The sequence below is a fragment of the Exiguobacterium sp. s34 genome (assembly GCF_018617435.1).
Classification (GTDB): domain Bacteria; phylum Bacillota; class Bacilli; order Exiguobacteriales; family Exiguobacteriaceae; genus Exiguobacterium; species Exiguobacterium aestuarii.
Window position 1 is genome coordinate 17900 of record NZ_JACSKE010000005.1, and the last position, 20643, is coordinate 38542.

Annotated in this window: 20 protein-coding genes; 1 reads left to right on the top strand and 19 read right to left on the bottom strand. The window is 47.3% G+C overall.

What is annotated here, in order from left to right:
* Window position 1: 1 nt before the first annotated feature.
* The 19 genes from glyS to KNO87_RS11315 form a co-directional block, all read right to left on the bottom strand.
* Entirely contained in the window at window positions 2-2056 is a 2055-nt protein-coding gene (gene glyS, locus KNO87_RS11225; RefSeq protein WP_214795725.1) for a glycine--tRNA ligase subunit beta, read from the bottom strand.
* Window positions 2049-2942 carry a glycine--tRNA ligase subunit alpha gene (gene glyQ, locus KNO87_RS11230; protein WP_214789808.1) on the bottom strand — a complete coding sequence of 298 codons (894 nt, stop codon included), beginning with the start codon at window positions 2940-2942 and terminating at the stop codon, window positions 2049-2051. Before glyQ ends, glyS begins: the two co-directional genes overlap by 8 nt.
* 295 nt (window positions 2943-3237) lie before the next feature.
* Window positions 3238-3987 (bottom strand): DNA repair protein RecO, encoded by a 750-nt coding sequence (gene recO, locus KNO87_RS11235; protein ID WP_214787421.1) that lies wholly within the window; start codon window positions 3985-3987, stop codon window positions 3238-3240.
* Between the two features lie 3 nt (window positions 3988-3990).
* Window positions 3991-4899, bottom strand: coding sequence for a GTPase Era (gene era / locus KNO87_RS11240; RefSeq protein ID WP_214787419.1), 909 nt, complete (start codon window positions 4897-4899; stop codon window positions 3991-3993).
* A gap of 30 nt (window positions 4900-4929) precedes the next feature.
* Window positions 4930-5277, bottom strand: coding sequence for a diacylglycerol kinase family protein (locus tag KNO87_RS11245; RefSeq protein WP_214795723.1), 348 nt, complete (start codon window positions 5275-5277; stop codon window positions 4930-4932).
* Window positions 5274-5750, bottom strand: coding sequence for an rRNA maturation RNase YbeY (ybeY, locus tag KNO87_RS11250; protein ID WP_214787415.1), 477 nt, complete (start codon window positions 5748-5750; stop codon window positions 5274-5276). Before ybeY ends, KNO87_RS11245 begins: the two co-directional genes overlap by 4 nt.
* Window positions 5728-7815 carry an HD family phosphohydrolase gene (locus KNO87_RS11255; RefSeq protein WP_214787413.1) on the bottom strand — a complete coding sequence of 696 codons (2088 nt, stop codon included), beginning with the start codon at window positions 7813-7815 and terminating at the stop codon, window positions 5728-5730. The genes ybeY and KNO87_RS11255 overlap by 23 nt, the downstream gene beginning before the upstream one ends.
* Before the next feature lie 41 nt (window positions 7816-7856).
* On the bottom strand, window positions 7857-8813 hold the full coding sequence (locus KNO87_RS11260; RefSeq protein WP_214789806.1) for a PhoH family protein: 957 nt from the start codon (window positions 8811-8813) through the stop codon (window positions 7857-7859).
* 134 nt (window positions 8814-8947) lie between these two features.
* Window positions 8948-9364, bottom strand: coding sequence for a hypothetical protein (locus KNO87_RS11265; RefSeq protein WP_214787411.1), 417 nt, complete (start codon window positions 9362-9364; stop codon window positions 8948-8950).
* 5 nt (window positions 9365-9369) lie between these two features.
* On the bottom strand, window positions 9370-10356 hold the full coding sequence (gene floA / locus KNO87_RS11270) for a flotillin-like protein FloA (protein WP_214787409.1): 987 nt from the start codon (window positions 10354-10356) through the stop codon (window positions 9370-9372).
* Window positions 10353-10865: an NfeD family protein gene (locus KNO87_RS11275; RefSeq protein ID WP_074033372.1), complete on the bottom strand. Its 513-nt coding sequence runs from the start codon at window positions 10863-10865 to the stop codon at window positions 10353-10355. Before KNO87_RS11275 ends, floA begins: the two co-directional genes overlap by 4 nt.
* Window positions 10866-10996: 131 nt before the next feature.
* Window positions 10997-11446: a GatB/YqeY domain-containing protein gene (locus KNO87_RS11280; RefSeq protein ID WP_074033373.1), complete on the bottom strand. Its 450-nt coding sequence runs from the start codon at window positions 11444-11446 to the stop codon at window positions 10997-10999.
* Window positions 11447-11480: 34 nt separating this feature from the next.
* Window positions 11481-11675 (bottom strand): 30S ribosomal protein S21, encoded by a 195-nt coding sequence (rpsU, locus tag KNO87_RS11285; RefSeq protein ID WP_029334745.1) that lies wholly within the window; start codon window positions 11673-11675, stop codon window positions 11481-11483.
* Between the two features lie 74 nt (window positions 11676-11749).
* Complete coding sequence (gene deoC / locus KNO87_RS11290) at window positions 11750-12415, bottom strand: deoxyribose-phosphate aldolase (RefSeq protein WP_214787408.1); 666 nt, start codon at window positions 12413-12415, stop codon at window positions 11750-11752.
* A gap of 79 nt (window positions 12416-12494) precedes the next feature.
* Window positions 12495-13373, bottom strand: coding sequence for an EamA family transporter RarD (rarD, locus tag KNO87_RS11295; RefSeq protein ID WP_214787406.1), 879 nt, complete (start codon window positions 13371-13373; stop codon window positions 12495-12497).
* A 108-nt stretch (window positions 13374-13481) separates the two neighbouring features.
* Window positions 13482-14639: a bifunctional cystathionine gamma-lyase/homocysteine desulfhydrase gene (locus KNO87_RS11300; protein ID WP_214795721.1), complete on the bottom strand. Its 1158-nt coding sequence runs from the start codon at window positions 14637-14639 to the stop codon at window positions 13482-13484.
* The gene (locus tag KNO87_RS11305) at window positions 14605-15543 is read right to left on the bottom strand and encodes a PLP-dependent cysteine synthase family protein (RefSeq protein ID WP_214795719.1); all 939 of its coding nucleotides are present in this window, start codon (window positions 15541-15543) and stop codon (window positions 14605-14607) included. Before KNO87_RS11305 ends, KNO87_RS11300 begins: the two co-directional genes overlap by 35 nt.
* A 1-nt stretch (window position 15544) precedes the next feature.
* The gene (locus KNO87_RS11310; protein ID WP_214787399.1) at window positions 15545-16012 is read right to left on the bottom strand and encodes an S-ribosylhomocysteine lyase; all 468 of its coding nucleotides are present in this window, start codon (window positions 16010-16012) and stop codon (window positions 15545-15547) included.
* Window positions 16013-16028: 16 nt separating this feature from the next.
* Window positions 16029-16652, bottom strand: a complete 624-nt coding sequence (locus tag KNO87_RS11315) for a class I SAM-dependent methyltransferase (RefSeq protein ID WP_214795717.1) — start codon at window positions 16650-16652, stop codon at window positions 16029-16031.
* Window positions 16653-16960: 308 nt separating this feature from the next.
* On the opposite strand from KNO87_RS11315, the gene KNO87_RS11320 reads away from it, so the two are divergent.
* A complete protein-coding gene (locus tag KNO87_RS11320; protein ID WP_214795714.1) occupies window positions 16961-20614 on the top strand; it encodes a S8 family serine peptidase in 3654 nt (1217 codons plus the stop codon).
* Window positions 20615-20643: the final 29 nt, after the last annotated feature.

The window sequence follows — 20643 nt, forward strand, 5'->3', positions numbered from 1 at the left end:
TTCAGAGTACGAGCGCGTTGAAGTCTGCGACACTCTTAATCGTCGTAGCAAGTCGGTTCATTTCGTGGAGTCGGTTTTGGCGTACCGCCTCGTCATCACTCATGACCATCGTATGTTCAAAATACTGCATAATTGGTGATTCGAGTGTTTGAAGAAGTTGAAGCGCTTTGTTATAGTCTCCCGCTTGAACGGCCTTCGTCGCTTCAGGAGCTGTCTGTTCAATCGCTTCATTTAACGCAACCTCTTGGTCATTTTCAAACAATGAAGGATCAACGTCTCCCTGTTCACCTTTTTTCGAGATATTGACGACGCGCGAGAGTTGTTCAATCAACGATTTAGCGTCCGTAGAGACGAACTGTTGAATCGCCTGTGCACGAGCATCGAGACGGTCGACCGTAAGCGTTGTCGTCAACACTGCATCGATCACATCATAACGTACCTGCTGTTCTTGTAGGCGATATTTCAAGCGAAGTTTAAAGAACTCGACGAGCTGTGCCTTTACTTGTTCTTTATCGGCTTCATAGAGTCCTGCTTCCAGTTGTAATTCGACAACTTTCGAGAGAAGTTTGTCGATTGAGAGATCAATCTTCCAATCGCCAAGGATTTGTACGACGCCTTGAGCTTGACGACGAAGTGCGAACGGGTCCTGTGAACCGCTCGGAATCATTCCGATGCCAAAGAACGCAGCAATCGAATCGAGTTTGTCTGCGAGAGCAAGCACCGCACCTGTCGCTGTCTCAGGAGATGCATCTCCTGCGAAACGTGGCATATAGTGCTCACGAATCGCAGCAGCCACTTCTTTGTCCTCCCCTTGTTGAAGTGCGTACTTCTCTCCCATGATTCCTTGGAGTTCAGTAAACTCGTAAACCATCTGGCTGACGAGGTCAAACTTGTGGATTGCACCAGCACGATTCACTTTTTCAAGATCCGCATCAAAGAGTGGTGCAAGGGTTTGTGCGATTTCTGTCACGCGACGCGCTTTCGCTCCAGTCGTTCCCAATTTTTCATGGAAGACGATTCGGTCGAGACGAGCAAGCTGGTCATCGATTTTCGTCTTCTTATCCTCTTCATAGAAGAAGACGGCATCCGCAAGACGCGCACGAATGACTTTTTCGTTTCCGCGTGCGACGTTTTCAAGATGATCGGCATTTCCGTTTCGAACGGTGACGAAATAATTTTTCAACGTTCCATCGACATATACCGGGAAATAACGTTGGTGCTCTTTCATCGTCGTGATGAGTACTTCTTCTGGTAAGTCAAGATACGTCTCATCGAACTCACCAAAGAGGGCAGTCGGCCATTCGACTAAGTTTGTGACTTCTTCTAACAAGTCAGCATCAAGTGGGATCGTCCATCCTTGGTTTGTCGCAAGTGCTTGGATTTGACGTTCAATTTCTGCTTTACGCGCTTCGTAACTTGCCATGACAAAGGCAGCATCTAGCGCTTCCACATATTCAGCTGGTGAATGGACAACGACGTCTCCTTTACTGAGGAAGCGATGTCCTCTCGTCACGTTCCCTGTCTTCACGCCTTCAATCGTAAAGTCGATGACATCCTGACCGAAGAGGGCAATCAACCAACGAATCGGACGCATGTAGCGTAAACTGCTCGTTCCCCACTTCATGTTTTTCGGGAACGTCAAGCTTCGAACTACGTCTTCAAGACCACTTAACAAAGAACCTGTTGCTTGTCCCTTTTCATGACGCTCCGCGAAGACATACTCGACTCCCTTTTCTTCCGCAAAGTATAGGTCTTCCACTGACAATCCACGACCACGGGCAAATCCTTCTGCCGCTTTCGACCAGTTCCCTTCTGCGTCTTGAGCAATCTTCTTCGCAGGTCCGCGAAGTGTTTCCGTCAAATCTTGTTGTGTTTCCTCCACATCACGAACGATTACAGCTAAACGACGAGGTGTCGAATATACTTCGATTGATCCAAACTCAACTCGCGCTTCTTTCAAGAACGAGTCGATTCGTTCTCCTAACTGTTTTTCTGAACGCAAGACGTATTGAGCCGGAAGCTCTTCCAATCCAATCTCTAGTAAAAGGTCACGCATTCAAGTCACCTGCTTTCTCTTGTTTCAAAAGTGGGAAACCGAGACGCTCCCGTTCTTCAATAAATTTAGAAGCACATGCACGTGACATATTACGGACGCGTTGAATAAATCCAGTCCGCTCTGTCACAGAAATCGCGCCTTTTGCGTCTAACAAGTTGAACGTATGTGAACATTTCAAAATGTAGTCGTACGCAGGGAAGACAAGATTTTCTTCAAGAGCACGTTTTGCTTCCTTCTCATATGTGTCAAATAGCGTAAAGAGCATATCGACATCTGATAACTCGAACGTATATTTTGAGTGTTCGAACTCAGGCTGATAGAAGATATCTCCATACTTGAATCCGTCTGTCCAAACGAGGTCGAAAACGCTCTCGACTTCTTGAATGTACGAGGCGAGACGTTCGAGACCGTATGTGATTTCAACGGCAATCGGATCACACTCGATGCCACCGACTTGTTGGAAATACGTGAATTGCGTGATTTCCATCCCGTTTAACCATACTTCCCAACCGAGACCGGCTGCTCCGAATGTCGGGTTCTCCCAGTTATCCTCAACGAAGCGGATATCATGTTCGAGCGGGTTAATTCCGATCAACTCGAGACTTTCTAAGTACAACTCTTGGATGTTGCTCGGAGAAGGCTTCATGATGACTTGGAACTGATGATGTTGATACAGGCGGTTCGGGTTCTCCCCGTAACGTCCGTCAGCCGGGCGGCGCGACGGTTCTGTGTAACAGACATTCCAAGGTTCTGGTCCTAGCGTTCTTAATGTAGTCATTGGGTTTAACGTACCTGCCCCTTTTTCCACATCATACGCTTGCATCGTCAAACAACCTTTCGATGCCCAAAAGTTTTGTAGCGTGAGAATGATTTCTTGCATAGTCATATGCTTCATAGATGACACCTCCAATAGTATTGAAACGACAAAAAACGCCCCTATGTGCCTAGCACATAGGGACGGGATTGATTCCCGCGGTTCCACCCTACTTGCCCCAATCATTGGGACCACTCTTAACAAGATGTGGGCGCTCTGGAATCGCCATTCACTCTTCTCATGACGCTCGGCTCACACCACCCCGAACTCGCTTCATTCATGACATGAAGAGTTACTTATTTCCTTCATCGCGCACGCTATTTCATTGTCTAATCGTAACTCATCGTATCGAATTCACTTTAAAAAGTCAATCCTCATTCAGATGAAGTCGAATCATTTGATCGAGCACTCGCTTCGTCTTCAGTCGCAATCCGCTATACGATTCCATGTACGCATCGAACAGTTGACGCAATAGGAGTCTCGACTCGTTTGACAACGGCACGTTCCGAAATTCCGACAGTTCGTGCTTGCTCATCAAATAGAGTAGTTTGGCTAGGCGCTCTGACAATTGAATCGATCCTTCTTCTCGATGGCGACCACATAAAAATCCTCCGGATGCGACCGAGAAATACATCGGGTCCGTCACGTCCCCGCAGCGGACACATCCGGTCAGCACAGGAGAAACACCCAGAAGATGTAGCATGCGCAGTTCCATGTGATGCGTGATCACATCTGGGTCCATTCCTGCATTCAATGCTTGAAGCGCGTCCTGTAAAATCCGGAATAACGGACGATTTTGTACGCGATCCTCGACAGATCGGTCGACGAGCTCTAACCAATACATCGCGTACGCCATCCGATCGACATCTTTGCGAACCTCTGGATAGGACGTCATGACATCAGATGATTTTAACTGAGCGAGTCCTCGGCTAGACGGGAAAATATAAACACCTTCTACAAACGGTTGGCTCGAGGCATGGAACCGACTTCCCGGTTTCTTTGCGCCTCTTGCCATAATCGCAACTTTGCCAAGCTCTTCCGTAAACAATGTCACGACTTTATTCGATTCACCATAATTGACGGTACGAATGACGATTCCCGTGACTTTTTGTAACATAGCTTAGTACTCGTCGTCGCGGAAACCGAGGTCACGAAGCTGACCCATCTTGTTACGCCAGTCTTTTTGAACTTTGACCCAAAGGTTCAAATACACTTTCGTACCTAGAAGCGCCTCGATATCTTGTCGGGCATCTGTTCCGATTTCACGAAGCATCGTCCCTTTTTTGCCGATGATGATCCCTTTTTGCGAATCACGCTCTACCATGATCACCGCTTCGACATCAATCATCTCGGAGTTTTCACGTTTCTTGATTGATTCGATTGCAACAGCAATTGAGTGCGGGACTTCGTCACGTGTCTTATGCAACACTTTTTCGCGAATCATCTCAGAGATGATAAAACGCTCCGGGTGGTCTGTCACTTGATCGGCCGGATAATACATCGGTCCTTCAGGTAACAGTTTCTTGATTTCTCCTAGGAGCGGTTCGACGTTATTGCCTTGCAGTGCTGAAATCGGTACATACGCTGCAAAGTCCAACTCATTCGTGTATTGCTCAATCACTTTTGGAAGTTCATCCGGATGAATCAAATCGATTTTGTTCATCACCAAAATGATTGGTGTGTCAAGTCCTTTCAGTTTTTCGATGATGAAGTCATCACCTGCACCGCGAGGTTCCGTCACATTCACCATGAAAAGAATCGCATCGACTTCGCGAAGGGCGTTTGTCGCCACTTTCATCATGAAGTCTCCGAGGCGATGTTTCGGTTTATGGATTCCCGGTGTGTCAATGAAAATGATTTGGGAATCATCCGTCGTATACACACCTTGTACTTTGTTTCGTGTCGTTTGTGGTTTATCCGACATGATGGCAATCTTTTGTCCGATCACGCGGTTAAGGAATGTCGATTTACCGACATTTGGTCGACCGATGATCGACACGAAACCAGATTTAAAATCTTCTTGATACATAATGCACCTGCTTTCTCAATTTCAGAACTCTTAGTATAGCACGTTCCATAGTCTTGGACCGAATATAATGAGTGCTGTTACAGCGGCTCCTATAGAAGCGACGAGTACGGCTCCTGCAGCCACATCTTTTGCCTGTTTCGCGAGCGGATGGACCTCTTGTGTGACTAAATTGACCGCCCGCTCGATGGCAGTATTCATCAATTCTAGGCTGATGACCAACGTCACCCAGGCGAGAAGAAATAGATTTTCTAGTTTCGTCGTTTGTAACCATATCGCCACAGCGAAGACGAGTAAGGCCGCGATGAGGTGGATACGCATATTCCGCTCTGTACGAATGGCATGGAGGATTCCCTCGCATGCCACACGGAACGGTCTCACACGTTGCCTCGCTTCAACTCGAAGTGAGTAAGGACTTCTTCTTGTCTTGCGGTCATTTCCGCTTCTTCCTCTGGCGTCATATGATCGTATCCTAACAGATGAAGGAATCCGTGGATGGCCAAGAAACCGAGCTCCCGCTCGAACGAATGACCGTAGTCCGCCGCTTGTTCTCGGCAACGTTCCACTGAAATGACCAAGTCTCCGAGGAGATGTGGTTCATCCTCATCAAGCGTGAAATCCATCTCGTCTTCACCCATTTCATCAAAGGCAAAACTAATTACATCGGTCGGGGCATCTTTACCCCTCCATTCCCGATTCACTTCATGGATCTCTTCATTCGTTAAATACGTGACGGATAATTCACTCGGTTCTTCCACATCTTCTAATTGTGCGGCATGTTGTAAAATCGACTCGACAAGTTCGATTTGAGACACCGTTAACAATTCATGTTCATCGTTCGAGATGATTTGCATGCAATTCTCCCTCTTTCTTTAGCTCTGGATATTCAATTCGTTCATGGAACAAGCCCGTTAACGTCTCGCACGCACTCTCACCAACGCGCCAAATTTCTTTTGTCGTCAATTCACAGTCCTCAAACTGCCCATCTGCCAGCTTGTCTCGGATAATGGCACGAACGAGCATCCGAATTTTCTCAGGCGTCGGCTGTTTTTGCGAACGAACGGCTGCCTCGATCGAATCGACAATCATGACGACCGCCGCTTCTCGCGTTTGAGGTTTCGGACCAGGATAACGGAATCGAGATTCCACAACGTCTTTCTCATGATCTTCTTTCGCTTTGACATAAAAATATTTCAATAAGGAAGTCCCATGATGCTGTTCAGCAATATCAATGATTTCCTTTGGTAATTTATAGCGTCGTAACAGATCGGCCCCGTCATAAGGATGAGCCATGATGATATCCGCGGACTCTTCTGGCGTCAGTCGATCGTGCGGATTCCCTCCACCTTGTTGGTTTTCAATAAAGTGAAGAGGACGTTCCGTCTTTCCGAGGTCATGGTAATAACTCGCTACCCTTGCGAGCAAGCCGTCTGCACCAATCGCTTCACATGCCGATTCCGCCAAGTTTGCTACCATCATACTATGATGATATGTGCCCGGTGCTTCCATCAAAAGTTTGCGTAACAACGGATGTGTCGGACTCATCAACTCGACAAGTCGACCAGACGATAAGACGCCAAACCACGGTTCTAGGAAAGGTAAGAATCCAAACGTCAACACGATGGACAACAAGGCGCTAATGACGGCGAATCCAGAAAGATACATCGCCATTTCCCAAGTGATCTGAACGTTTCGTAATAAAAGTAACGCGATGACCATAATAATGTTCACGACACCGAGCAAGATCCCCGACAAGAACAAGCGCTTCCGCTGAATTTTCGGCTCGACTAAAAAGACAGCTAAAAAACTCCCGGTTGCGACGTACACTAACGTCATGAAATTCGTACTTTGTCCGAACGTGACGACGATACTACCCGCAATCATCGTAATGAAGGCAGATGCGAGCGCGACCCGTTCGTCAATCAAGATTCGGAGTAACAAAACGACGAAAGCGGTCGGCGCCAAGAGATAAGCATACGTCGTATAGTCGACACCGATATATCCGACGCCGAAGAAGATACCAAGTTGTAAAAGAAGCAACCCATAGACAGTCACTAATATTTTTGGGCTCAATAATAAATCTTTAATCTTTGAACGGATGAGCATGAATAAGAAACCACCCGTCAACAATCCGCTCAACAAGAACGAGCCAAACAGTGGCGCGAGTGAACGGTTCGGATCGATTGCTCCAGTTAATTCTAGCTTCCTATAAATCTCACGTGTGACGACTTCTCCTTGACTAACAAGGAGTTGTCCCTCTTGAATGATGACAGGGTCGACCGCATCAACAGCCTCCTGCTCTTTTTGACGCGTCGCCTCAGAATCGAACACATAGTTCGGAACGATGAGTTCATCACTGAGCGTCTTCGCGATTGCACGGAATTCGAACGAGAGCGGTGATTGATCGACGATTGCAGCCGCACGATCTCGAGCAGCTGCGACTGCTTCATTACTCGTCTCGATCCGGTCGTCCATCACTTGTTGCAACGCCGTCACCGTCACGTCTTCGACGGTTTGCCGAGTGTCTTCCGTCGCCTCAAGAAGTGAGTTTAGTTCTTCGTCTGCGAGAATCCCGTTCGCCTCCGTCGAATTCAAACGGCTCTTAATATCCGCAAGTTCCGTCTCGTCGTCCGTCTGATCGAACGCTGCAAACAATTGCTCGACTTTCGCAATCTGTTGGTCAGCAAATTCTCTTCGGAGCGAGAACTGACTACCGACGCCGTTCGTCACTTCTTGTTTCAACCGTTCAGTCGCCACTCGGTCCTCGACTGTGATCGGAGACCGGATGTCTTGTTCAGCAATCCCTAGTGGTTCCACACTGATGATGGACGGGCGCACGGTGAAGTAAAGAATTGCACCTAATAAGAGAAAGAAAATCAGCGAAATCGTCGCGACTGTCCAATGTTTAGCTTGCTGCATTCGTGTCCCCCCTTTCACGATCAATGACCTCTTTCACTTCCTTACTTGAGGTCTGTACTATAGGCGTTAATGATTTTCTTGACGAGTGGATGGCGGACGACATCAGATGCGCTAAAGTGTTCAAAATGAATCCCGTCCACGCCCTCTAATAAGTGCAACGCCTCTTGTAAACCTGACGCCTTCCCTTTCGGTAAATCGACCTGTGTCAAATCCCCTGTGACCACCATCTTCGATCCGAATCCGAGTCGCGTCAAAAACATCTTCATTTGTTCTTTCGTCGTATTCTGTGCCTCGTCTAAAATGACAAATGCATCTTCTAGCGTACGTCCACGCATATAGGCGAGAGGCGCCACTTCGATTGTCCCTCGTTCTAACAATCGATTCGTCTGCTCCACACCATAAACGTCGAATAAGGCATCATATAACGGTCGAAGATATGGATCTACCTTCTCTTTTAAGTCACCTGGTAAAAATCCGAGGTTCTCGCCGGCTTCAACGGCAGGTCGCGTCAAGATAATTCGTTTCACTTGACCTTCTTTTAGCGCACGTGCTGCTAGAACGACTGCCAAATACGTTTTACCCGTTCCGGCCGGTCCAATTCCGAAGACAAGATCTCGTCGTTCAATCGCGCGAACATAACGACTCTGGCCAACCGTTTTGGCGCGAATCGGTTTCCCCTTGTTCGTCGTAAAGACGACACGCTCGTAATGCTCGAGCAATTCGTCTCCCTTTCCGACTTGAATATGTTGGATGACACTGATTGCGTCACTTTCATTGAGACGCGCACCTTTTTTCACCAATGTCTGTAACGTGATGATGACTTGCTTCGTCAATTCTAATGCCTCTCCTGTGTCAGCTTGGATAATCAATTCCTCGCCTCTCGGGATAAGCGCCACTTTCAATTCTGTCTCAATCGCTTGGAACACTTCATCTTTCGGTCCGAGTAAAGCTTGTGCTTCATTCGCATGTTCCATGACGAATGGTATTTTATCAGTCATAATCAATGGATACGTTGCCCCCTCTAAATATCGGTTATTCCTCTTTTACTTTAGCACTAACACGCCTATCGTGAAAGAAAGACCGCGTAATTTCCCCATGCAAAAGGCAGTAACACGAGGTTACTGCCTTTGCCTTACTTCTTTCGTTTCGAGACCGGAGGTTGTAACACCTCGCTCCAAATGACCGCTTCCTGCATTCGCTTTTTCGAAACTTTCAGTTGTTTCGGTTTGGTCTTCTCCTGAATCGGAGGGATTTTTACTGCTTGCTCGAACTGCGCACTCACTTTCGGTCTCTCGACTTGACGTTCTTGAGGAACCGGTCGCTCTTCAGCTCGAGCGACTCGCCGTCTCACCTTTTGCGGCGTGGGCTTTTGCTCCGAATCATCAAACGCCGTTTCAATCTCTTTCATCACGTCTCCGACCGAATCCAAATAACGCTTTAGCTCACTGCTTTGAGGACGATCGCCAGAGGACGATGACTTTTCAAGACGCTTCATCACAGCCGAGGCGATCCCGAAAGCGGCTAACAAGAGTACCCAAAGTCCTTCCATATCAATCACTCACTATCTGATTCAGAATCGACAGGTGCCCCAATCGCTTTTCGCATTTCCGTATCTGCTTGTACGTTCAGGTAATTCACATAATCCATCACGCCAAGTTTACCATTACGCAACGCTTCTGCCATCGCGAGTGGAACTTCCGCTTCGGCCCCGACGACTTTCGCACGCATTTCTTCAACAGAAGACTTCATTTCCTGTTCGCGGGCAATCGCCATCGCACGGCGTTCTTCCGCCTTCGCTTGCGCAATCTTTTTGTCTGCTTCGGCTTGGTCAGTCTGCAAGACCGCACCGATGTTTTTACCGATATCGATGTCTGCAATATCAATCGATAGAATTTCAAACGCCGTTCCCGAATCTAACCCTTTCGTGAGTACGGTACGTGAAATCATATCCGGATTTTCTAATACATGCTTATGGTTGTTTTGCGAACCGATCGTTGATACGACCCCTTCGCCGACACGTGCGATAATCGTTTCTTCCCCCGCACCACCAACGAGACGGTCGATATTGGCACGTACCGTAATACGCGCTTTCGCTTTTACTTCAATCCCATCCATTGCCACACCGGCGATGAAAGGTGTTTCAATGACTTTCGGGTTAACGGACATTTGTACAGCCTCGAGCACGTTACGACCTGCCAAGTCAATGGCAGCAGCACGCTCAAACGATAATTCGATATTTGCTCGATGTGCCGCAATCAATGCGTTCACGACACGGTCTACGTTACCACCCGCTAAGAAATGACTCTCTAGCTGGTTCGTATTTAATTCGATGCCTGCTTTGACCGCTTTAATCAACGGGTTCACAATTTTTGATGGAATTACGCGGCGAAGACGCATTCCAATTAATGTGAAGATGGAGACATGGACCCCTGCTGCAAACGAACTGATCCATAGTCCGACTGGTACGAACGTGAAGAACACGGCAAGCGCAATCAATCCTCCACCTGTGATGAGTAACGTCGTCAATAGTTCTGGTGTCATTCTGTTACATCCTCCTTCGGTTCTATAAAGGTCCGAACGACAATCCGCCCTGAATCCACTTTATATACCTGAATTTTTGTCTGCTGATCGAGATAGCCACCCTCTGTCACGACGTCGATACGCTCTCCGTCGATTTCGGCAGTACCGGCCGGGCGAAGTGGTGTTAACGTCACACCTACTTTCCCAAGAAGTTGTTTACGGTCATCATGGGACAAGTAACCTTTTTCGGTCGATGTCGAATCTGTCAAAATCAACCCTTTATAAATGAGCGGTCGATTCGTACTTAATCGGCGATATGCCCAGAAACCGAGTCCAGTGAGCACCGCTGCCGCCAAACCGATTGAGAGCCATAGCTGACCGATCGTCGCACCCGCCATGATCAAGCTGGCAACGACCGCTCCGATCCCAAGCAAACCAAACAATCCAAACCCTGCAACGAACACTTCAATTCCAAGAAGGACGACTCCGACAAAAAAGACTGTCAGAATCACTCCGAGACCAAATGTCATCGTCTTGCTACCCCCTTCCAAATTCAAAGCTATCTCCTATCTCTAGTGTATACGAAACAAGATTGAATGTGGTTTCAGAATACGCAAAAAAAGCAGAAACTTTCGGTTTCCCGAAAAGTTCTGCTTTTTCATCAATTCGTCAATTGTTGTTTGACGATTCGGTTCACAAGACCACCGTCTGCCTTGCCTTTGACTTGCGGCATGACGACGCCCATCACCTTACCCATATCAGATGGAGCGGATGCGTTCGTTTGAGCAATTGCTGCTTGAACGATCGCAGTCACTTCATCTTCTGAAAGTTGTTCAGGCATATAGGCTTCTAGGACGACAATCTCTTCTGCTACTTTGGAAGCAAGGTCTTCACGACCAGCGCTTTCGAATTCTCGGAGGGAGTCTCTGCGCTGTTTCATCTCTCGGTTGAGCACCGTGAGTTCCTCTTCCTCGGTAAGATCTTGACGACCTAGTTTGATAGCCTCATTTTGGAGCGACGCTTTTACCATCCGGATCGTCGTGAGACGATCTTTCTGTTTAGCGCGCATGGCTTGCTTCATGTCGTCCGTCAAGCGTTCTTGAAGACTCATGAGCCAACACCCTCTCTACACAATGAAACTGGAATCAGAATTTCTTACGCTTACGCGCAGCTTCTGATTTCAATTTACGTTTTACGCTTGGCTTTTCGTAGTGACGACGTTTACGAACTTCGGCAAGTGTGCCATCTTTCGAAACACCGCGTTTGAAACGACGAAGAGCGTCTTCAAGCGATTCGTTTTTACGGACACGAGTTTCCACTAGTTTTCCCTCCCTCCGAATTACACGACTAAGGAAACGTGTTTCACACGTCATATCATATTATAGTGAAATTAAGTCGTGTGGTCAACCACTTATTAATAGTCGCTGTCTGAACGTCCACCAGTGACGATTGCGATACCAGCTGAAGCACCGATACGTGTCGCACCAGCATCAATCATCGCTTTCGCGCCTTCGAAGTCACGAACACCACCTGAGGCTTTTACGCCGAGGTCTGGTCCGACTGTTTCACGCATGAGACGAATGTCTTCGACCGTTGCGCCACCAGTTGAGAAACCAGTTGATGTTTTGACGAAATCTGCTCCAGCTTTTACTGAAAGTTCAGCAGCTTTCTTGATTTCTTCTTTTGTAAGCATGCACGTCTCAAAGATGACTTTGACGAGTGTACCGTTTGCCGCTTCGACAACCGCACGAATGTCACGCTCTACGAGATCGTAGTCGCCGTCTTTGAGCGCTGCGATGTTGATGACCATATCTACTTCATCCGCACCGTTTGCAATCGCGTCTTTTGTTTCGAATGCCTTCACTTCAGGAGTGTTCGCTCCGAGTGGGAACCCGATGACTGTACATACTTTGACGTCGTCATCTGATTGAAGTTGCTCTGCTGCATATTTGACCCATGTCGGGTTGACACAGACACTTGCGAACTTATATTCGAGTGCCTCTGCACAAAGTTTTGTAACTTGATCTTTTGTAGTTTCAGCTTTTAAAGCTGTGTGGTCGATATAACGGGCTAATTCCATTATTCATTTCCTCCTCTGACAAATAAGTCTGACATCTAACATATTACCACGTTTTTTCGAAATGTAACAGCTTTCAAACTCAAATGAGTTGACGACGTTTGCGAGCGACGACCCAGCTATTCCAACTGAAGAAGAAGATGGCTAGCCAAATACAAGTGAATGCGAAGACGTGATATGCCGTGAACGGTTCATGATACATGACGACCCCGATTATCAGACTGATGGTCGGTGCGATAAATTGAAGAAACCCGACGAGCGTAAACGGGATATGTTGTGCCCCGTATCCAAATAAAAGAAGCGGGAGCGCCGTCACAACACCCGTCCCTAGCAATGCGACCCAAATCATCGGTGACATGTCGAAGGCAATCTGGTCTGTGACGACCTGATTGCTGAGAAAGATGAGCGCGACAGGAACGACAGCTAACGTCTCAATCCCGAGACTCACGGTTGAAGCGAGAGGTCGACGTTTCTTCACCATCCCATAAAAACCGAACGTACTCGCTAATACGAACGAGATCCACGGAAACGAACCATACCCAAGCGTCAAGACGAGGACGCCGATCGACGCGATCCCAACCGCCATCCATTGGACTCGATTTAATGATTCCCGAAAGACGAGCACCCCTAACACCATACTGACAAGCGGGTTAATGTAATATCCGAGGGATGCCTCGATAATATAACCGTGATTGACAGCCCATATGTACACAAACCAGTTTGCACTGACGATGAATCCGTTCAACATGAATGCGTTTCGTGTGGCAGGGTGGCGAAGAGCGTATCCGAACTCTTTCCACTGATTCGTCCATCTTAAGACGAGTAAAATAAATAAAAAGGACCAAACGATACGATGTGCCAAAATTTGTCCACTCGGCACTTCCTGCAAAAACTTCCAATAGATTGGGAGGACGCCCCACATGACGTAGGCCCCGATTGTCGTCCAAACTCCCTTATTCACACGTTCACCCGCTCTCTTTCAAGTTAAAATCAGTTTAGTCGATGAACGACTTCCGATACAAGGCTTTTGTCTCATGAAAAAAGGACGCGAAAATCGCGTCCTTACTCATTATTGTTTGACTTGTTCAATGGCGGATAAAGCTTGCGCCAAATCCTCGATTAAATCATCGATATCCTCTAATCCGACTGAGATTCGAACGAGCCCGTCCGTGATCCCAAGTTCTGCACGGCGTTCGGCTGGAATCGACGCATGTGTCATACGAGCCGGAACACTGATTAGGCTTTCTACTGCACCTAAGCTTTCTGCGAGTGTGAAGTACTTCGTCTTCGCGACCATCATTTCCGCCGCCTCGGCCGAACCGACATCGAACGCAATCATCCCACCGAATCCACGCGCTTGAGACAAGTGGACTCGTTTTGCCTCTTCACTTGAGATACTCGGGTGTAGGACGCGTGACACGTTCTCATTCGATTGTAGGAAGTCGACCAACGCTCGTGCGTTCGATTCGATTTCTTCCATCCGAACGGCAAGCGTCTTAATCCCACGAACGACGAGGAAGCTGTCTTGAGGTCCGAGTACTGCCCCGACCGAGTTTTGTAGGAACGCTAGAGCTTCTCCTTGTTCTTCCGTTCGAGCGACGACGAGTCCCGCCACGACGTCACTATGACCACCTAAGTATTTTGTGGCACTGTGTAAGACATAGTCGGCACCAAGGTCGATTGGATTTTGGAAGTAAGGGGTCATGAACGTGTTGTCCACTACGAGTAAGACGTCTGCCTCATCCGCAATCGTGCGCATTGCACGGATATCTGTCACATTCAAAAGTGGGTTCGTCGGCGTCTCCACATAGATCATTTTCGTGTTCGCTTGTAGCGCATCACGAACCGCCGCTTCATCGGATGTGTCGACAAAAGTTGCCTCCAAGCCTCGTGACTGAAATACTCGATTGAATACACGGTACGTTCCTCCATATACATCAGACCCGACGATGACGTGGTCTCCAGATTTCAACAACATGAGTACGGTCGAGATGGCCGCCATCCCAGAACCGAATGCGAAACCTTGCACGCCGCCCTCGATATCCGCAATCAGCGTCTCAAGCGCAGTTCGTGTCGGGTTGGCAGATCGAGAATACTCGTAACCTTCCCGCAAGTTTCCGATCCCGTCTTGCTTGTATGTGCTCGTTTGATAAATCGGCGGTGTGACTGCCCCTGTTAATGGGTCCGTCGTCTTACCGCCGTGAATGAGTGCTGTCTTTGTACGCATATTCTGCCTCCTTGACAATTCCTTGACTTAAATATCGCTCTGCACTGTCTGGCAAGATTGTCACAATCGTGCCTTCCGACATTTGATTTGCTTCCTTTACACATGCTGCAATGGCAGCCCCAGAAGAACTCCCGATAAGCAATCCTTCTTGTTTTGCGAGATGCGCCACATAGTAAAACGCTTCCTCGTCTGTGATCGTATGAATCGCATCGACATAAGACCGTTCCAAGAAGGGAGGCCATTTTTCGACACCGATTCCTTCAGTTTTATGTGGCCCCGGCTCACCGCCGTTCAAAATCGAACCGACCGGCTCGACGACGACGGTTTTCGTCCCTTGCGGCTTTAATGATTTAGCGACACCGGTGAATGTACCACCCGATCCCGCCCCCGCCACAAACACATCAATCTGCGGCACGTCTTTCAATAGTTCTTGTGAAAGAATGTCCACATAGGCGTCAGGGTTATCCGGGTTTGAAAACTGTTCTGGCACGTACGCATCATATTCTTCCGCCAACTCGAGCGCGTGACTGATTGCGCCTTTCATCCCTAGCTCAGTCGGTGTATTGACGACGGTCGCCCCAAGGAGACGCATCAATGCTTGTTTCTCTTTACTAAACTTTTCAGGGGTCACGGTGATGAGGCGAATGTCGTACCGCTGACAAGCGAGTGCGAGGCCAATTCCTGTATTCCCCGCTGTCGGCTCAATGACTGTACCACCTGGTGCTACGTCTCCACGCTTCATCGCCCGCTCAATCAAATTCATGCCGAGTCGGTCTTTGACACTCCCTCCCGGATTCATCATCTCCATCTTCCCATATACTTTTACCGTAGATGGTACAGGTAATGAACGGAGCTCGATGAGCGGCGTGTCCCCGATGAGTTCATAGACGTCACGGACAATCATCTTATGCTTCGTCCTTGAAGATGATATGCCACTCGTCACGTTTCGCAAGCATGTCAGCCGCTAATTTTTTAGCTCCCTCAAAATCATGATGGTTCGCATTCCCACATTGAACCGGATTTTGCGCTGGTAATTCTTCCGCGTTCATCGCATCGCGTAACGTTGCTTCGACGAGGTCGAGCATTCGTTCATAATTCCCATCATTTAGCATCGTCCAATAGAAACCTGTTTGGCATCCCATCGGAGAAATATCAACGATGTCTTCTGAATGGTTGCGGCTGTTTTCAGCGATCAAATGTTCGAGAGAGTGAACTGCACGCATCGGCATGAGTCCTTCGTTCGGTTGAATGAAGCGAATGTCATACTTGTAAATGGTATCCGCCGTTCCTTCTTTCACACCAGCTAAACGAACAAATGGAGCCTGTACTTTCGTATGATCCAGGTTAAAACTTTCGACGTTATATGTTTTCATGAGTGATTCCTCCTAATTATTTTGTAGCGACGACAAGCCAAACGAATTTATTTTTCTGCGTCATCGTGACGTTGTATCCGTTCGCCTCTAACATTGTACGAATGGTTGTTGTGTATGGATAATATTCACGGTTTAGGTCTTCGACCAAGTCTGAATACCCTTGTGCCGTTGCCCAGTCAATGATGTCCTGTCGAGCTTCCGGAGATTCGAACATCGTATCGAGCAATACAAATTTCGGATGTCCCCACTCCCGAACGTATTGATCAATTGCTGATTCTTTTTCAGAATCCGTCAAGTGATGGAAAGCGTACGAAGATACGACCGTATCGACTTGCGAGAAAGATGGATAACGAAGAAAATCACCGTTTTCTACCGAAATACCTAATTTATCAATCGCAATCTGCCTCATCTCCGGAGAAGGTTCGATTGCAATTAAAGGATGTCCTTTTAAAATACGGGCACTCAAGTTACCTGTGCCGACGCCAAATTCCAAGACTGTTCCTTCAACGTGTAACGCAACATCATCAAGCATTTGATCATATCCGATAAATACTTCATGATATTGCTCGTCATGCCCCCCGACTGCCGTATCGTAATCTTTCGCCCAATCTTTAAAGATATCCATGAATGGTAAATTCATAGCGCCACCTCATTCTTAATTCTGACTAAATTGATATGTTTTATTGGTATTTAACATTAACGTTACATTAACAGGTTTTTTTGCACTTTTCAAGTCATTCGCGCAAATCATCTGATCAAAAAAATCGGATATAGGTCTTATGTTTTAGGTCTTTAGTAATTGTCTGAACATTAAAATTTGTGCAAAAACACTCCCCTATTTTACAAAAAAATCCACTCTTTTTCGTTTGAACAACGATATGATAATTCACAATGTAAGTAGAATCTTTATTTTTTACAGGTAATAACAAATATTAGGGGGTATCTACATTGTCACGAAGAAACATTTATTTAAATGCATCACTTGCTACATGTATCGCTTTAACACCTGCCTTCATTCAAGCAGGTACAACATCCGTTTCGGCAGAAGCTTCGATCAAACCAAAACTCGTTCTTGAAAAGAAACAGAAAAAAGTTCGGGTCGTCGTCGAACTCGTCGGTGCACCTGCGATTGCAGAAGCAGCACAAAAAGGGAAAAAGTTTAACGAGTTGACAAAATCAGAACAAAACAAAGCGCAACAATCTGTTCAGTCTGAACAAAAACGTGCAAAATCCGCTTTGAAGAAACAGGGAGTGACCGCTACGCCGATTGAAGAGTTCACGACCGTCTTTAACGGCTTCTCTACTTTCCTCACTACAAGTGAAATCGCGAAAGTCGAAGCCCTTCCAGAAGTGGCGACTGTCTACGTCGTCAATGAATATGAACGTCCTGAAGTGAAACCAGATATGGTCACAAGTAACGGAATGGTACAAGCCGAACAAACGTGGGGCGATTATGGATTCGCTGGGGAAGGCACCGTCGTCGCTGTCATCGACTCAGGAATTGATGCCGACCACCGAGATTACCGAATCACGGATGCGAAAACAGCAGAATTGACGAAATCAGAAGTCGATCAGGCCATCACTTCTTTTGGTCTTCCTGGTGAATATGTGAATGAAAAAGTTCCATACGCGTATAACTACTACGACGAGAACGATGATATTAAAGATGATTCTCCGGGTGCTTCCATGCACGGTCAGCACGTTTCAGGAACGGTTGCCGCAAACGGTGATTTAGAAAACGGCGGGATTAAAGGTGTCGCACCTGAAGCTCAAATCCTAGGTCTTAAAGTATTTAGTAACGATCCGAACTATGCGTCTACATACGGAGATATTTATATTAAAGCGATTGACGATGCGATCAAACTTGGAGCAGACGTCATCAATATGAGCCTTGGATCTACAGCAGGTTTTGTCGATGCTGACTCACCTGAACAGCAAGCCGTTCAACGTGCTGTTGATAACGGCGTCTTTATGTCGATCTCTGCCGGAAACTCGGCATACTTCGGCCATGGTTTCGACTTACCGACAGCTTCAAATCCTGATACAGGTGTCGTCGGGGCACCAAGCGTCAGCCAAGCCTCTACATCGGTCGCCTCACTTGAAAACGATCAAATCCAATTGGATGCTTTCCGCGTTGGTGAAGAGAAGATTGGATGGAAAAAGCAAGATGGACCAGCATTCTCAGAAGGCACATACGACATTGTCTATGTCGGGGACGGACAACCAGAAAATTATGCTGGTAAAGATGTAAAAGGAAAACTCGTCCTCGCCGTTCGCGACGGTGGATATTTCTATTCGAAGATTCAAAAAACGGCTGAAGCACAAGGCGCAGCTGGTGTCATCGTGAGAGGTGCCGTTTCTCACGGCGACTACGTATCGATGGCTCTTGACCAACCACTTATCCCGATGGCATCACTTAGCATCCAAGACGGGAACGAGTTAAAAGAGAAATTAGAGGATGGACCACTCCAACTCACGTTTGCAGGTGACCGCATTAGCGTAAACAACCGAGCGGCAGGTGCAATGTCTGATTTCACTTCTTGGGGCGTCACACCGAACCTTGACTTCAAGCCAGAGCTTTCAGCTCCAGGCGGTCAAATCTTCTCAACGTTTAACGACAACCAATACGGTTTGATGAGCGGAACATCGATGGCTGCACCACACGTGGCAGGCGGAGCAGCACTTGTCCTTGAACGAGTCGATCGTGATTTCGACTTGAGTGGAAAGTCACGCGTCACGATGGCCAAAAATTTACTACTCAATACATCGAAACCTGTCACAGACATCGGACCGTATAACCAGGAACTAAAACAGTCTCTTCCATATTCACCACGTCGTGCGGGAGCGGGTCTCATGCAACTCCATGCTGCTGTCACTTCTCCGGCGGTCGCATATGAGAAGAAAACGAAAGAAGCAAAAGTCGCATTAAAAGAATTATCGAAAAGTAAGGCGAAATTCACCATTGTCGTCGAAAATATGTCTGACGAATCTCTCACATATGATGTAGCGGCTTCCCTACAGACAGATCTCGCCGTCACGAACAAGGACGGGGTCATTCAAAACGCAATGGAAGCTCAGGCACTTCAACAGGCCGTCATTAAAATCAACGGCAAAAACACGAGTAAAGTCACGTTGAAAGCAAACCAAAAGAAAGAAATCACGGTCTCGATTGACGTCTCAAAGGCAAAAGTTTTAAATCCCGAGACGCTAGAAGGAACGGTAGACGCAAAATCAGTCTTTGAAAACGGGTATTTCGTCGATGGATTCCTCCGTTTGACAGATCCACGTGGTACTGACGGTCACCCGTCACTCGTCGTCCCGTTCGTTGGATTCGAAGGAGATTGGGGTAAAGCACCAATCTTTGATGAGACTATTTATGAAGAAGGCTCATTCTATGGAATCTCTGGATTGGTTGATGCGGCTGGGAACTATTTAGGAGAGAAACTTGATGAGTCCGTGGCTGAAGAGGCGGTAGCGATTTCGCCAGACGGAGACGGTTCAAAAGACACAGCAACTCCTGTCTTCTCACTTTTACGTAATGCGAAAGACATGAAGTACCGGATTGTCGATGAGCAAGGAAACGTCCTTCGTACCCTCAAGATGGATGACGAATTGAGAAAGAACTATTTCGATGGTGGAAGTGGCGACCCTTATTACTACACGTCTGATAACGCTTGGGATGGAAAGCTAAATGGAGAGATGGCGCCAAAAGGAACGTACTACTACGAGATTGAAGCAAGCATCGACTATATGAAAAAACAAGCCCAGACGCTACGTATCCCAGTCAAAGTGGATTACACAGACCCTCGTTTCACGATTCGATGGAATGATGGCGTCGCAAGCGTCAAAGCATCAGATGATTTCGCCGGCATTAATGGAATCGAGTTCCTTCTCAACGGTAAGGTCATAGCGAAAGAAGCGAAAGATACAGCTAACTTCACTCTCGATGCGCCACTTGAATCAACAGATCAGCTCTCGGTACGTGTCTCTGACAATGCGGGTAACGTGATCACACGGGACGTATCTACAGAAAATGATGCGGATAAACCAGGTGTCTTCGTCGATGCACCACTCGCCCTATCTCCATACGGTTCATCGATTGTACCAATCATCGGTCAAATTAAAGACGCCTCTGACGTTGTATCGTTCACTGTCGATGATGTGGACGTACCACTCACGTATGACGCAACTTTAAAACAATACACGTTCAATACGACACGTGCGTATGAAGATGGATTCCACAAGATTCGCTTCATCGCTGAAGACACGTCTGGTAACGTGACGAACTTCGTCCGTCCAATCTTTGTCGACTCAACGGAAGCGACGCTATCGATCAGCAATGTGCCGAAAAACGTTTCGGCGAAGCAAAACACCGTGAATGTGAAAGTACAGGTGTCGGACAACTTTGACGATATCAAACTTCGTGTCAACGGAGATTTAAAATGGAGCCACACGTTGAAGGAGCCATACGCGATGCGAGCATTCTCGCGTACCGAAACTATCTCACTCCCTGTGACGAAAGGACAGAACACCTTTACATTTGAAGTAACTGACCTTGGTGGGAACGTGACGCAAAAAGTAATTACAATCAATAAAAAATAATCGATTTCATGAAAAAACGGCTGCCCCCG

What these genes read in the sequence shown, in the direction of transcription:
- KNO87_RS11315 (WP_214795717.1), bottom strand. Translation starts at nt 16,652, where the DNA reads ATGAATTTACCATTCATGGATATCTTTAAAGATTGGGCGAAAGATTAC.
- glyS (WP_214795725.1), bottom strand. Translation starts at nt 2,056, where the DNA reads ATGCGTGACCTTTTACTAGAGATTGGATTGGAAGAGCTTCCGGCTCAA.
- recO (WP_214787421.1), bottom strand. Translation starts at nt 3,987, where the DNA reads ATGTTACAAAAAGTCACGGGAATCGTCATTCGTACCGTCAATTATGGT.
- ybeY (WP_214787415.1), bottom strand. Translation starts at nt 5,750, where the DNA reads ATGCAAATCATCTCGAACGATGAACATGAATTGTTAACGGTGTCTCAA.
- KNO87_RS11280 (WP_074033373.1), bottom strand. Translation starts at nt 11,446, where the DNA reads ATGAGTCTTCAAGAACGCTTGACGGACGACATGAAGCAAGCCATGCGC.
- KNO87_RS11255 (WP_214787413.1), bottom strand. Translation starts at nt 7,815, where the DNA reads ATGCAGCAAGCTAAACATTGGACAGTCGCGACGATTTCGCTGATTTTC.
- KNO87_RS11310 (WP_214787399.1), bottom strand. Translation starts at nt 16,012, where the DNA reads ATGAAAACATATAACGTCGAAAGTTTTAACCTGGATCATACGAAAGTA.
- KNO87_RS11300 (WP_214795721.1), bottom strand. Translation starts at nt 14,639, where the DNA reads ATGCGTACAAAGACAGCACTCATTCACGGCGGTAAGACGACGGACCCA.
- KNO87_RS11260 (WP_214789806.1), bottom strand. Translation starts at nt 8,813, where the DNA reads ATGACTGATAAAATACCATTCGTCATGGAACATGCGAATGAAGCACAA.
- KNO87_RS11275 (WP_074033372.1), bottom strand. Translation starts at nt 10,865, where the DNA reads ATGACATTTGGTCTCGGAGTGATTCTGACAGTCTTTTTTGTCGGAGTC.
- floA (WP_214787409.1), bottom strand. Translation starts at nt 10,356, where the DNA reads ATGACACCAGAACTATTGACGACGTTACTCATCACAGGTGGAGGATTG.
- KNO87_RS11305 (WP_214795719.1), bottom strand. Translation starts at nt 15,543, where the DNA reads ATGATTGTCCGTGACGTCTATGAACTCATCGGGGACACGCCGCTCATC.
- deoC (WP_214787408.1), bottom strand. Translation starts at nt 12,415, where the DNA reads ATGGAATTAGCCCGTTATATCGACCACACAGCTTTAAAAGCTGAAACT.
- KNO87_RS11265 (WP_214787411.1), bottom strand. Translation starts at nt 9,364, where the DNA reads ATGGAAGGACTTTGGGTACTCTTGTTAGCCGCTTTCGGGATCGCCTCG.
- glyQ (WP_214789808.1), bottom strand. Translation starts at nt 2,942, where the DNA reads ATGACTATGCAAGAAATCATTCTCACGCTACAAAACTTTTGGGCATCG.
- era (WP_214787419.1), bottom strand. Translation starts at nt 4,899, where the DNA reads ATGTATCAAGAAGATTTTAAATCTGGTTTCGTGTCGATCATCGGTCGA.